Annotated in this window: 13 protein-coding genes; 12 read left to right on the top strand and 1 reads right to left on the bottom strand. The window is 52.1% G+C overall.

Annotated elements, in window-relative coordinates; all coding sequences use genetic code 11:
- Window positions 1–273 precede the first annotated feature (273 nt).
- Window positions 274–723, bottom strand: coding sequence for a PcoE/SilE family metal-binding protein (locus OGY18_RS13465; protein ID WP_001023257.1), 450 nt, complete (start codon window positions 721–723; stop codon window positions 274–276).
- Between the two features lie 234 nt (window positions 724–957).
- Between OGY18_RS13465 and pcoA the strand changes: the two genes are divergently transcribed.
- The 12 genes from pcoA to OGY18_RS13405 all read left to right on the top strand — a co-directional run.
- Entirely contained in the window at window positions 958–2,775 is a 1,818-nt protein-coding gene (gene pcoA, locus OGY18_RS13460) for a multicopper oxidase PcoA (RefSeq protein WP_000925242.1), read from the top strand.
- A 5-nt stretch (window positions 2,776–2,780) separates the two neighbouring features.
- Window positions 2,781–3,671, top strand: coding sequence for a copper resistance outer membrane transporter PcoB (gene pcoB, locus OGY18_RS13455; protein WP_001378118.1), 891 nt, complete (start codon window positions 2,781–2,783; stop codon window positions 3,669–3,671).
- 39 nt (window positions 3,672–3,710) lie between these two features.
- Window positions 3,711–4,091 carry a copper resistance system metallochaperone PcoC gene (pcoC, locus tag OGY18_RS13450; RefSeq protein WP_000025662.1) on the top strand — a complete coding sequence of 127 codons (381 nt, stop codon included), beginning with the start codon at window positions 3,711–3,713 and terminating at the stop codon, window positions 4,089–4,091.
- Window positions 4,092–4,146: 55 nt separating this feature from the next.
- Window positions 4,147–5,025: a copper resistance inner membrane protein PcoD gene (gene pcoD, locus OGY18_RS13445; RefSeq protein ID WP_306453573.1), complete on the top strand. Its 879-nt coding sequence runs from the start codon at window positions 4,147–4,149 to the stop codon at window positions 5,023–5,025.
- A 54-nt stretch (window positions 5,026–5,079) separates the two neighbouring features.
- A complete protein-coding gene (gene pcoR, locus OGY18_RS13440) occupies window positions 5,080–5,760 on the top strand; it encodes a copper response regulator transcription factor PcoR (RefSeq protein WP_001188930.1) in 681 nt (226 codons plus the stop codon).
- Window positions 5,757–7,157 carry a copper resistance membrane spanning protein PcoS gene (pcoS, locus tag OGY18_RS13435; RefSeq protein ID WP_142514401.1) on the top strand — a complete coding sequence of 467 codons (1,401 nt, stop codon included), beginning with the start codon at window positions 5,757–5,759 and terminating at the stop codon, window positions 7,155–7,157. Before pcoR ends, pcoS begins: the two co-directional genes overlap by 4 nt.
- Before the next feature lie 215 nt (window positions 7,158–7,372).
- Window positions 7,373–7,807, top strand: coding sequence for a copper resistance system metallochaperone PcoE (gene pcoE, locus OGY18_RS13430; RefSeq protein ID WP_038633679.1), 435 nt, complete (start codon window positions 7,373–7,375; stop codon window positions 7,805–7,807).
- Window positions 7,808–8,293: 486 nt separating this feature from the next.
- A complete protein-coding gene (locus OGY18_RS13425; RefSeq protein WP_004393990.1) occupies window positions 8,294–8,902 on the top strand; it encodes a TetR/AcrR family transcriptional regulator in 609 nt (202 codons plus the stop codon).
- Entirely contained in the window at window positions 8,899–10,050 is a 1,152-nt protein-coding gene (locus OGY18_RS13420; protein WP_022652304.1) for an efflux RND transporter periplasmic adaptor subunit, read from the top strand. Before OGY18_RS13425 ends, OGY18_RS13420 begins: the two co-directional genes overlap by 4 nt.
- On the top strand, window positions 10,047–11,252 hold the full coding sequence (locus OGY18_RS13415) for an ABC transporter permease (RefSeq protein WP_286553339.1): 1,206 nt from the start codon (window positions 10,047–10,049) through the stop codon (window positions 11,250–11,252). Before OGY18_RS13420 ends, OGY18_RS13415 begins: the two co-directional genes overlap by 4 nt.
- Before the next feature lies 1 nt (window position 11,253).
- Window positions 11,254–11,964 carry an ABC transporter ATP-binding protein gene (locus tag OGY18_RS13410; RefSeq protein ID WP_022652302.1) on the top strand — a complete coding sequence of 237 codons (711 nt, stop codon included), beginning with the start codon at window positions 11,254–11,256 and terminating at the stop codon, window positions 11,962–11,964.
- Window positions 11,965–11,992: 28 nt separating this feature from the next.
- Window positions 11,993–12,518 (top strand): hypothetical protein (locus OGY18_RS13405; protein WP_044258217.1); only part of this gene is annotated, 526 nt, incomplete at its 3' end.

Below are 12,518 nucleotides of genomic sequence, written 5' to 3'. Positions count from 1 at the left end.
GTTAGCATGAACACTGCGGCGTATGCTAGGGGTTTTCAGGAGGCGTGTCATCTGTCAGTTAATCGGGAGCACCGTTGATGGTCGTCATTTTTGTAACATATCTTGTTTCCCGTTTGCTCCTGAAGCTCTGGGAACTGTATGACCAGCCCGACGGTGATGATTAACGGGACTGAAACAGGTTACGGCAGAGCAATATGGGGCTCATGTCCTGCTACGTAACCCGTCAGTAAAGCCCTGCTGCGCACCTGACGCTAAGCACTAACCCGCCTGCAGTTACCTGGTCGAATACAGCCCGCGAAGCTTTCTTGCCTGCGTCTGATGTGCTTCCGCACCGGCATTATTGACCTGCTCATGCACGAGAGCGGCTTTTTCTCCGGCATTCAGTTCGTTAAAAGAAGAAGACGAGGTCTTTGAATTTGCATCACTGCCGGACAGCATTTTTTTATGTTCCTCAATCATTTTCTGATGCGCATAGGACGCGCTGTTGTTCATAAATGAATGAGCAACAATGGCCCTTTCATGTTCATTCATTTCAGAGAATGAGGGCGTGTTGTTTTTATTAACCCTGTCCGGTAAGTTTTCATGCGTCGAGGAATTCACATGACTGACGGCTGAGGCATTATTAACAAATCGATGTGCTTCATGGGCAATATCACTGGACTGAGCAAAAGCTGCCCCACAAAATAAAGCTGTAAACGCAGTGGTCGTGATTAATATATTCATGTGTAATTACCTTCTGAGGTAAATAAAAGATGTCCTTATGATCATATATAAAAATAATCAACCTGTGGGGAAGATGACGTAAATGTAATACAGCTATGTACATTACACGATTGTAATGAATTTGTTTCTTAAGGTGTGCTAGATTCATTTCATTGTAAGTGGATGAACCAGTAATTTAATTTAAATCGGTTCTCGAATTCTGTCAGTAACCATACTTTAAATAAGGGAATGCGCATGCTGTTGAAAACGTCTCGACGAACTTTCCTGAAGGGGTTAACCCTCTCTGGCGTAGCCGGAAGTCTTGGCGTATGGAGTTTCAATGCGCGTTCCAGTCTGAGCCTGCCAGTTGCCGCATCCCTGCAGGGTACTCAGTTTGACCTGACCATTGGTGAAACGGCCGTCAATATCACGGGCAGTGAGCGTCAGGCCAAAACAATCAATGGAGGCCTGCCGGGGCCCGTTCTTCGCTGGAAAGAAGGTGACACCATTACCCTGAAGGTCAAAAACCGTCTTAATGAACAGACGTCCATTCACTGGCACGGCATTATTCTTCCGGCCAATATGGATGGTGTTCCGGGGCTGAGTTTTATGGGCATAGAGCCTGATGATACCTACGTTTACACCTTTAAGGTTAAGCAGAACGGGACTTACTGGTACCACAGCCATTCCGGTCTGCAGGAACAGGAGGGGGTATACGGTGCCATTATCATCGATGCCAGGGAGCCAGAACCGTTTGCTTACGATCGTGAGCATGTGGTCATGTTGTCTGACTGGACCGATGAAAATCCTCACAGCCTGCTGAAAAAATTAAAAAAACAGTCGGATTACTACAATTTCAATAAACCAACCGTTGGCTCTTTTTTCCGCGACGTGAATACCAGGGGGCTGTCAGCCACCATTGCCGATCGGAAAATGTGGGCTGAAATGAAAATGAATCCGACTGACCTCGCGGATGTCAGTGGCTACACCTACACCTATCTCATGAACGGGCAGGCCCCGCTGAAAAACTGGACCGGACTGTTCCGTCCCGGTGAAAAGATACGCTTACGGTTTATCAACGGCTCGGCAATGACCTATTTCGATATCCGTATCCCCGGGCTGAAAATGACGGTCGTGGCTGCAGATGGCCAGTATGTAAACCCGGTTACCGTTGACGAATTCAGGATTGCCGTTGCCGAAACCTATGATGTCATTGTGGAGCCTCAGGGTGAGGCCTATACCATCTTCGCACAATCCATGGACAGGACCGGTTACGCTCGAGGGACACTGGCCACGAGAGAGGGGTTAAGTGCTGCCGTTCCCCCCCTCGATCCCCGTCCTCTGTTGACCATGGAAGATATGGGTATGGGGGGAATGGGACATGATATGGCAGGAATGGACCACAGCCAGATGGGAGGCATGGATAACAGCGGAGAGATGATGTCTATGGACGGTGCTGACCTTCCGGATAGCGGGACATCCTCCGCGCCCATGGATCACAGCAGCATGGCCGGTATGGATCATTCCCGGATGGCCGGAATGCCGGGTATGCAAAGTCATCCTGCGTCAGAAACGGATAACCCACTGGTTGATATGCAGGCGATGAGCGTCTCTCCGAAATTAAATGATCCGGGTATTGGTCTTCGAAATAACGGAAGAAAGGTTCTCACGTACGCGGATTTGAAAAGCCGCTTTGAGGATCCTGACGGACGTGAACCTGGCCGTACCATAGAACTGCATTTAACCGGCCACATGGAAAAGTTTGCCTGGTCATTTAACGGAATCAAGTTTTCAGATGCCGCACCGGTGCTGCTGAAATACGGTGAGCGGCTCAGGATCACGCTGATCAACGATACCATGATGACTCACCCCATTCACCTGCATGGTATGTGGAGCGATCTGGAAGATGAAAACGGTAATTTCATGGTTCGTAAACACACAATAGATGTTCCCCCTGGTACAAAACGCAGTTACAGAGTGACAGCAGATGCGCTTGGCCGCTGGGCGTATCACTGCCATTTGCTCTATCACATGGAAATGGGAATGTTTCGTGAAGTCCGGGTGGAGGAATGATGCGAATGAAGAGAAATTTGAAGGCCATACCTGTTCTGGTCGCCGGTTTGTTTACCTCACAGCTTTCTATTGCGGCGGGCTCCGTCTCTGCAGATCCCCACGCCGGGCACGACATGTCTGCCATGCAGATGCCAGCAGATGAGAATTTCACTGAGATGACGTCAATGGAGCCCATTGTAACTGAGAGCAGAACGCCAATTCCGCCTGTTACCGATGCCGACCGGAAGGCTGCATTCGGCAATTTACAGGGGCATGCGATTCACGACAGTGCGATTAATTATCTGGTTCTGCTGGATCAACTGGAATGGCAACGGTCGGATAACACCAACAATTTCAGCTGGAGTGTTAACAGCTGGATTGGAGGCGACACAGATCGGATTTGGCTAAAGAGTGAAGGTGAACGAAGCAATGGGGAAACGGAGGCGGCTGAAGCGCAGTTACTCTGGGGACATGCGGTTGGCCCATGGTGGGATTTGGTTGCGGGTGTCAGGCAGGATTTCAGACCTGCTTCTGCCCGGACCTGGGCTGCTGTCGGTTTTCAGGGGCTGGCACTCTATAATTTTGAGTCTGAAATTACGGGTTTTGTCAGTAATGGCGGAAAAGCAGCCCTTCGTCTGGGAGGAGAATACGACGTTTTACTGACTAACCGGCTCATACTCCAGCCATCCTATGAGGTGAATTTCTACAGTCAGGATGATGAATCGCGGGGTCGCGGCAGGGGACTGACTGACACAGAGCTGGGGCTCCGGCTGCGCTATGAAATACGCCGTGAGTTTGCACCCTATATAGGCGTTTCCTGGAATCAACTTTACGGGAAAACATCCGATATGGCGAAAAGAGAAGGTGAGAAAGACCATCAGGTAGTATTCCTGGCGGGAGCCAGAATCTGGTTTTAACGCACTGATATAAAACACTCAACTAAACAGGTAAATAAAATGTCGATTTTAAATAAAGCCATTCTTACAGGTGGCCTCGTTATGGGCGTTGCTTTCTCTGCTATGGCCCATCCGGAATTAAAAAGCTCTGTGCCACAGGCTGATTCAGCCGTAGCGGCCCCGGAAAAGATTCAGCTTAATTTCTCGGAAAATCTGACCGTGAAATTCTCAGGTGCAAAATTAACGATGACGGGTATGAAAGGCATGTCATCACATTCTCCGATGCCGGTCGCGGCAAAAGTGGCGCCAGGCGCTGACCCTAAATCGATGGTCATTATTCCGCGAGAGCCTTTACCCGCTGGCACTTATCGTGTTGACTGGCGCGCGGTTTCTTCAGATACGCACCCTATTACCGGTAATTACACCTTTACAGTGAAGTAATATTATGAACGACCTGATTATGATTGTTATTCGTTTTCTTCTTTATCTGGATTTGATGGTAATATTTGGATTGCCATTTTTTCAGATATATGGAATAAGCGGTGTCAGATATGAAACCTATAACCTGACTAATTTCAGGTCGTTTATAACCTTTGCTGTTGTTACAGGCATCATTCTTACTGGCATTAATATGCTCCTGGTATCTAATGCCATGAGTGGAGTAACTGACCTCAGAGAATTATCCATCCATGTTATCGAGATGGTGATAGAAGAAACTGATGTGGGTATTAGCTGGATTGTCAGGCTCTGTGCCCTGTTTACCACACTCGGTGCTTTGTTCCTTTACACTAATAAGAGAGTATTGTCCTGCCTGCTGATGACGATGAGTGGGGGCGTGGCGCTGGCTACACTTGCCTGGGGAGGACACGCCGTTATGCATGACGGTCTGCATTACTATCTCCATTTACTGAGCGATCTGACCCATCTCGGCGCTGCAGGTGCCTGGACAGGTGCTCTGGTTGCATTTGCTATCCTGCTGATGCGCAGAAACGAGCATAATGCACAGAGCGTCATTGTGATATCTGACTCCCTGGCAAAATTTGCCACGGCAGGAACGGTGATTGTTGTAGCCCTGATCCTGAGTGCGCTGGTCAACTATCTGTATATTGCTGAGGGTAACTTAACTCCCTTATTCAACAGTTCCTGGGGGAGGATATTGCTTGCCAAGACGGCTCTGTTTGTTCTGATGCTTCTTCTGGCTGCAGCAAACCGGTTTCACCTGGGTCCCCGGCTTGAAGTTATGGTCAGGGAAGGGAATTATGATCGCAGCGTTGCCCTGATGCGAAACAGCATCCTGACAGAATTCGTTGTTGCGATTATCATTCTGGGCGCCGTAGCGTGGCTCGGAATGCTTGCTCCGTCTCAGGTCAGCTAGGGGACAGCCAAAGCTCATGCGTGAGATTTTTACTTTCATATCAGCGAGTTGACCATGCAGCGTATTTTAATCGTTGAAGACGAACAAAAAACAGGTCGTTACCTGCAGCAGGGACTGGTTGAGGAAGGCTATCAGGCCGATCTCTTTAATAATGGCCGCGATGGTCTCGGGGCCGCGTCGAAGGGACAGTATGATTTGATAATACTGGACGTGATGCTGCCTTTCCTCGACGGGTGGCAAATCATCAGCGCACTGAGGGAGTCCGGGCACGAAGAACCGGTCCTGTTTTTAACCGCAAAGGACAACGTGCGGGACAAAGTGAAAGGACTGGAGCTTGGCGCAGATGACTACCTGATTAAGCCCTTTGATTTTACGGAGCTGGTTGCACGTGTAAGAACCCTACTGCGCCGGGCACGCTCGCAGGCCGCAACAGTCTGCACCATCGCCGATATGACCGTTGATATGGTGCGCCGGACCGTGATCCGTTCGGGGAAGAAGATCCATCTCACCGGTAAAGAATACGTTCTGCTTGAGTTGCTGCTGCAACGCACCGGAGAAGTGTTACCCAGGAGTCTTATCTCGTCCCTGGTCTGGAACATGAATTTTGACAGTGATACGAATGTGATTGATGTCGCCGTGAGACGTCTGAGAAGTAAAATTGATGATGACTTTGAGCCAAAACTGATCCATACCGTTCGCGGTGCCGGATATGTCCTGGAGATCAGAGAAGAGTGAGGTTCAAAATTTCCCTGACCACACGCCTGAGCCTGATTTTTTCTGCGGTGATGCTTACGGTATGGTGGTTATCAAGTTTTATCCTGATTAGCACCCTTAATGGCTATTTCGATAATCAGGACCGCGATTTTCTGACAGGTAAACTTCAGCTCACCGAAGAGTTTCTTAAAACAGAGACGTTCCGGAACAAAACGGATATTAAGTCATTATCAGAAAAAATAAACGATGCGATGGTAGGGCACAATGGTTTATTCATTTCTATAAAAAACATGGAAAATGAAAAAATTGTTGAACTCTATGCCAAAAATTCTGTTGTTCCAGCGGTCCTGCTTAATAAGTCGGGTGATATTCTCGACTATATGATCCAGACGGAAGAAAATAACACCGTGTACCGCAGTATCTCGCGGCGGGTTGCCGTGACGCCGGAACAGGGTAAAAGCAAACATGTCATCATTACGGTTGCCACGGATACTGGGTATCACACCCTGTTTATGGACAAACTCAGTACCTGGCTGTTCTGGTTCAATATCGGTCTGGTCTTTATTTCTGTTTTTCTGGGCTGGCTGACCACACGTATTGGTCTGAAACCGTTACGGGAAATGACCAGTCTGGCTTCCTCCATGACTGTACACAGCCTGGATCAGCGTCTAAATCCCGATCTGGCTCCGCCGGAAATCTCTGAGACCATGCAGGAGTTCAATAATATGTTTGATCGCCTGGAGGGGGCATTCCGGAAACTGTCAGATTTCTCGTCTGACATCGCGCATGAGCTGCGCACACCAGTCAGTAATCTGATGATGCAGACGCAGTTTGCACTGGCTAAGGAAAGGGATGTTTCGCATTACCGCGAAATTTTATTCGCTAACCTGGAAGAACTGAAAAGGTTGTCACGAATGACCAGTGACATGCTTTTTCTGGCACGTTCAGAGCATGGTCTGCTGCGGCTGGATAAACATGATGTGGATCTGGCAGCCGAACTGAATGAATTACGTGAGTTGTTCGACCCCCTGGCAGACGAAACAGGAAAGACAATCACGGTTGAAGGAGAGGGCGTTGTTGCCGGAGACAGCGATATGCTCCGACGTGCTTTCAGTAACCTGCTTTCCAATGCAATCAAGTATTCTCCCGATAACACCTGTACAGCGATACACCTTGAGCGTGACAGTGACTGTGTGAACGTGATGATTACGAATACGATATCCGGCCAGGTTCCCGCTAATCTGGAACGTTTGTTTGACCGGTTCTATCGCGCAGACTCATCAAGGTTCTACAACACGGAAGGCGCGGGGCTGGGATTATCAATTACAAGGTCGATCATTCATGCTCACGGCGGCGAGCTGTCAGCAGAACAGCAGGGGCGGGAAATTGTGTTCAGTGTGCGTCTGTTAATGGATTAATACCGTTATTCAGGAGAAACCCGGAAGGTGACAAAAATGTCATCGTTCAGTCACGCGATAAACAGAGGCGGTTTTTTATAATCAGCCATAAATCAGGACAGCGTGATAATTCAATCGCCCGGTTCCTGGCGTGATGATCAACCAGCCCTGAGATCAAATGCTTTCTCTGTTATAAGCATTGATTGTTCGGGTATGAAAACACCGGAGACCCAACCATGAAAAAGATCCTTGTATCCTTTATTGCCATGATGGCTGTCGCTTCATCTGCCTGGGCTGCAGAGACAATGAACATGCATGACCAGGTAAATAATGCCCAGGCGCCTGCCCATCAGATGCAATCATCCGCTGAAAAAAGTGCAGTTCAGGGGGAGAGCATGAAAATGATGGATATGAGCGGTCACGATCAGGCCGCAATGTCCCATGAAATGATGCAAAACGGCAATTCTGCTGCCCATCAGGACATGGCTGAAATGCATAAAAAAATGATGAAATCCAAGCCAGCAGCTTCTAACGAAACAGCAAAATCATTTTCCGAAATGAACGAGCATGAGAAAGCCGCTGTTATGCATGAGAAGGCGAATAATGGTCAATCTTCCGTTATTCATCAGCAGCAGGCTGAAAAGCATCGCAGCCAGATCACCCAGAATTAACCCGCAGCTCCACTTGTCAGACCCTCATTTGACGCCGAAGTCACTGGCTTACGCTCCCGTCCGGGAGCGTTTTTTTCCCATATATCAAACTTTAACTCTGAAGAGGTGGAAGTATCTGACCAACACTGTCACGTAACGCCAGATAACTACAAAAACACCTTTTTCCTCCTGTAAATTGCAGTTCCTGCAAGAACATCAAGGCATAATGTTGGAACAGCGTGTGATACACACTTAGTATCATGTTTTGTATGTGTTTTTTTTAAAAGTTTACAACTTTAAAGTCTTTTTCAGGTTAAAGGATACAACTTTAATGTCTCTACACAACTGATCGTGGTTGCCATACTGGGGACGTCTCAGAAAACGGAAAATAAAGCACGTTAAGCCCATTGCAGACTCTAGATATTGACGAGTACGTCGGGTTTTCTCTTGTTTGAGTTGCCTCTTGTGGTAAGATAGTAATCAATTACTATCTTACCAGGAGTGCTCGTGGACACCCATCCAAAGCATCTGCCGGCCGATGAACGTCGTGCCGTAACTGTCGAGTCCGTCGTGGCGCTTGCCGGTTCACAAAACCCAAGCGAGATAACCACTGCGGCTATCGCTAAACACATGAACTTGACCCAGGGTGCGCTGTTTCGGCACTTCCCGAACAAGGAAGCCATTTGGCAGGCGGTCATGGAGTGGGTAGCAGAGCGCCTATTAGCCAGAATCGATCGATCCGCACAAGGAATCGAGTCGCCCTTGGCAGCCATGGAGGCGATGTTCATGAGTCATATCGAATTCGTAGCTGAGCACCCAGGCGTGCCAAGAATGATGTTTGGTGAGCTTCAGCGTGCCGAATCGACACCGGCCAAGCGCATGGTGCAAACCTTGATTCAGCGCTACGGCGAACGTTTGCATCGTCTCATCGAGAAAGGCAAGGCCAGCGGCGAGTTGTCTCCCTCGCTTGACAACGAGGCGGCGGCAACGCTGTTCATTGGCACGATCCAGGGCTTGGTCATGCAATCGCTGTTGGCGGGTGATGTGGGACGTATGCACCGCGATGCGCCGCGCGTCTTTGCAATTTATCGGCGTGGCATAAGGAGTGCGCAATGAAAAAGTTACCCTTGCAAGGCCGCACCCTGGCACTGCTTGCCGTCATCATTCCTTTGCTGGTGCTTTTTATTTATGTCGGTCTGCGATCAGGGCCGCTCGCCCCGGTCGCTGTGACGGTGGCAAGCGTGGAATCACAGGCTATCACACCGGCGCTGTTCGGCATCGGCACGGTGGAGGCGCGCTACACCTACAAGATCGGACCGACGTTTGCCGGGCGCGTCAAACGCCTGGAGGTGCATGTAGGCGACCAGGTCAAGGCCGGACAGGTGCTCGGCGAGATGGAGCCGGTCGACCTTGATGATCGGGTGCGCTCACAGGAGTCTGTATTCAAGCGGGCGGAAGCGGCTTTGCGCGAGGCAGAAGCCCGGCAAGCCTACGCGCAAACCCAGGCGCGCCGCTATGAGCAATTGTTTGCGGTGCGCTCGACCAGCGAGGAAATCGTCACCACCAAGCGGCAGGAACTGCAGATCGCCGATGCCGCCCTATCCGCCGCTCGGGAAGATATTGCCCGGGCACGCTCCGACCGCGAAGCACTCGTCGCGCAGCGGAGCAATCTGCGCCTGATCGCGCCGGTCGACGGTGTAGTCGCCGTGCGCGATGCCGATCCCGGCACGACCATCGTCGCGGGCCAGGCCGTGGTGGAAGTGATCGACCCCAAGAGTTTGTGGATCAATGTGCGCTTCGACCAGATCAGCGCATCGGGGCTGGCTGGGGGGCTGCCGGCTCATATCGTCCTGCGTTCGCGTGGTGGCCAGACCTTGAAAGGTCGCGTGCTGCGGGTGGAACCCAAGGCCGACGCGGTAACCGAGGAAACGCTTGCCAAGGTGACATTCGATAACAAACCAGAACCTTTGCCACCAGTGGGTGAACTGGCCGAAGTCACGGTTGACTTGCCGGCGCTCCCGGCCGCTCCACTGATCCCCAACGCTGCCGTCCAGCGTGAAGGCGATAAAGTTGGTGTCTGGCAAATCGTGGATGGTGATCTGCATTTCTCCCCGGTCAAGCTCGGCACTTCCGACCTCAATGGTTACGTGCAGGTGCGCGAAGGGCTCAAGAATGGGGACCAGGTTGTGACCTATAGCGAAAAGGCACTGACGGCGCGCAGCCGCATCCATGTGGTCGAGCATATCCCGGGAGTTTCACGATGATCAGCCTGGCCGGCCGCGACATTCTCCATGCCTGGGGGAAATTCGTCTTCACCGGCATCGGTCTGGGTCTGCTGATCGGCGTCACCCTAGTCATGGCTGGGGTGTACCGAGGCATGGTGGACGACGGCAAGGCGTTGCTCGACAACAGTGGCGCTGACCTTTGGGTGGTGCAAAAGGATACTCTGGGTCCTTATGCGGAGTCGTCCAGCCTCAACGATGACGTGTATCGCGCCATTCTCGCCATGCCGGGAGTCTCACAGGCTGCGAACGCGACCTACCTGACCATGCAGGTACGCAAGGGCGAGAGTGATGTACGCACCATGGTGGTCGGCATCGCGCCCGGTGCGTTGGGGGCTACACCCGGATGGCCTCCTTATCTCGTCGCTGGACGCCAGATCACGCGCGGTCACTACGAGGCTGTGGCCGACATCGCCACCGGCTTCAAACTGGGAGATCGTCTTGCCATTCGCCGCAATCATTACAACGTCGTGGGGCTGACACGGCGCATGGTGTCGTCCAGCGGCGACCCGATGGTATTCATTCCGCTCAAAGATGCCCAGGAGGCCCAGTTCCTCAAGGACAACGATGCCATCTGGCAAAGCCGGCGTCGCACCGAAGCCAACCCGGTCTTCAATCGACCCGGTGATCCAGGTTTGCTGGATGCCGTGATTGCTTCACAGAGCAGCAACGCGTTCGTCAATGCCGTGCTGGTCACTCTGAAACCTGGTCATGCGCCGGACGAGGTTGCCGAATCCATCCAGCGCTGGAAGCGTTTGACGGTCTACACCCGGGCACAGATGGAAGACATCCTCGTCGGCAAGCTGATCGCCACCTCGGCCAAGCAGATCGGCATGTTCCTTGTGATTCTGGCCATCGTTAGCGCGGCCATCGTTGCCTTCATCATCTATTCGCTGACGATGGACAAAATCCGTGAGATCGCGGTGTTGAAGCTCATCGGCACACGCAACCGAACCATCGCCGCGATGATCATGCAGCAGGCGCTCGCCCTGGGCGTGATTGGCTTCGTGGTCGGCAAGATCACAGCCACCTTTTCAGCACCGGCTTTTCCAAAATATGTCCTGCTCACGCCAATGGATTCTGTCGCCGGTTTTTTTGCCGTGCTCGTGATCTGCGTTCTAGCTAGCCTCGTCGCCATTCGCATAGCACTCAAGGTCGATCCGGCCGAAGCCATTGGAGGTTGAGATGAGTAGCAAAGGGATACACATCGAAAGTTTAAGCAAGCGGTATGGCGATGGTGACACCGCTGTCTTTGCCTTGAGAGACGTGAATATGCATGTTGCGCCTGGTGAAGTGGTGGGACTGATCGGCCCTTCCGGGTCCGGCAAGAGCACGCTGCTCAAGTGTCTGGGTGCGGTGATCGAACCGACCGCCGGTCGCATGACGCTGGGCGATGAAGTGATCTACGCCGATGGCTGGAAAGTCCGCGACCTGCGCGCCTTACGGCGTGACAAGATCGGTTTCGTTTTCCAGGCGCCGTACCTGATTCCGTTTCTCGATGTCACCGACAACGTGGCGCTGCTGCCGATGCTTGCAGGCGTCGCGAATGGAGAGTCGCGCGCGAAGGCACTGGAATTGCTCACAGCGCTTGATGTGCAACACCGAGCTCGCGCAATGCCCTCGCAACTCTCCGGTGGCGAGCAGCAACGGGTCGCCATCGCGCGCGGACTGGTCAATCGTCCGCCGGTGATCCTGGCCGATGAACCCACTGCGCCGCTGGATTCCGAGCGCGCCATGGCTGTAATCCGCATCCTCAACGACATGGCCCGGAAGTTCGAGACCGCCATCATCGTCGTCACCCATGACGAAAAGATCATCCCCACATTCAAGCGCATCTACCACATCCGCGACGGCGTGACCCATGAGGAAGCTGGCGAAGGGCGGGAGTTCGAATGAGAGAACGATTGAATTACAGGAGAATTTCATGACCCACCGCAAACACAGCCACGCATTTGGAACTATCACCCTGACCGTTACGGCCTGCCTGCTTTTATGGGGTTTTCAGTTGCCAGCTTGGGCTGGTGACGCTACCCAGGTTGAGCCACTGGCGCTACGCAAGATCATGCAGGAACTCGGGCGCAACATGCAGGCTATTACCGGTGCGATTTCGCAGGAGGAATGGGTTCAGGTCGTTCAGCTCGCCCCAAAAGTTGCTGCACACCCCGAGCCACCGCTTACTGAAAAAATGCGCATCCTTGCTTACCTCGGCGCTGATGCGACCAAGTTCAGAAACTTTGACGCGCAGACTCACGAGGCGGCGCTGGCCATGAAGCTGGCTGCTGCGAGCAGCGACGGCAAGGCGGTGATCCAATCATTCGCCCTATCTGTCCCCGCTGGGGTGGGAGCATATCAACCTGACCGGCGATTACCTATGGCGCAGCAGTGCCAAGGTCGGTGCGGGGAAGTTCAGGCCATTGCGACCGCTGCCACCGGCTTAGCGTGCTTTATTT

Source organism: Citrobacter sp. Cpo142, from assembly GCF_030332425.1.
GTDB classification, from domain to species: domain Bacteria; phylum Pseudomonadota; class Gammaproteobacteria; order Enterobacterales; family Enterobacteriaceae; genus Citrobacter; species Citrobacter portucalensis.
The sequence above is the reverse complement of the archived record's forward strand: the minus strand, read 5'-3'. Positions and strand labels throughout refer to the sequence as shown.

Excerpts from the sequence above, each read along its gene's own strand:
- pcoC (WP_000025662.1), top strand. The coding sequence starts at position 3,711 with ATGTCGATTTTAAATAAAGCCATTCTTACAGGTGGCCTCGTTATGGGC.
- pcoA (WP_000925242.1), top strand. The coding sequence starts at position 958 with ATGCTGTTGAAAACGTCTCGACGAACTTTCCTGAAGGGGTTAACCCTC.
- pcoR (WP_001188930.1), top strand. The coding sequence starts at position 5,080 with ATGCAGCGTATTTTAATCGTTGAAGACGAACAAAAAACAGGTCGTTAC.
- pcoB (WP_001378118.1), top strand. The coding sequence starts at position 2,781 with ATGAAGAGAAATTTGAAGGCCATACCTGTTCTGGTCGCCGGTTTGTTT.
- OGY18_RS13420 (WP_022652304.1), top strand. The coding sequence starts at position 8,899 with ATGAAAAAGTTACCCTTGCAAGGCCGCACCCTGGCACTGCTTGCCGTC.
- OGY18_RS13465 (WP_001023257.1), bottom strand. The coding sequence starts at position 723 with ATGAATATATTAATCACGACCACTGCGTTTACAGCTTTATTTTGTGGG.
- OGY18_RS13415 (WP_286553339.1), top strand. The coding sequence starts at position 10,047 with ATGATCAGCCTGGCCGGCCGCGACATTCTCCATGCCTGGGGGAAATTC.
- pcoD (WP_306453573.1), top strand. The coding sequence starts at position 4,147 with ATGGTAATATTTGGATTGCCATTTTTTCAGATATATGGAATAAGCGGT.
- OGY18_RS13410 (WP_022652302.1), top strand. The coding sequence starts at position 11,254 with ATGAGTAGCAAAGGGATACACATCGAAAGTTTAAGCAAGCGGTATGGC.
- pcoE (WP_038633679.1), top strand. The coding sequence starts at position 7,373 with ATGAAAAAGATCCTTGTATCCTTTATTGCCATGATGGCTGTCGCTTCA.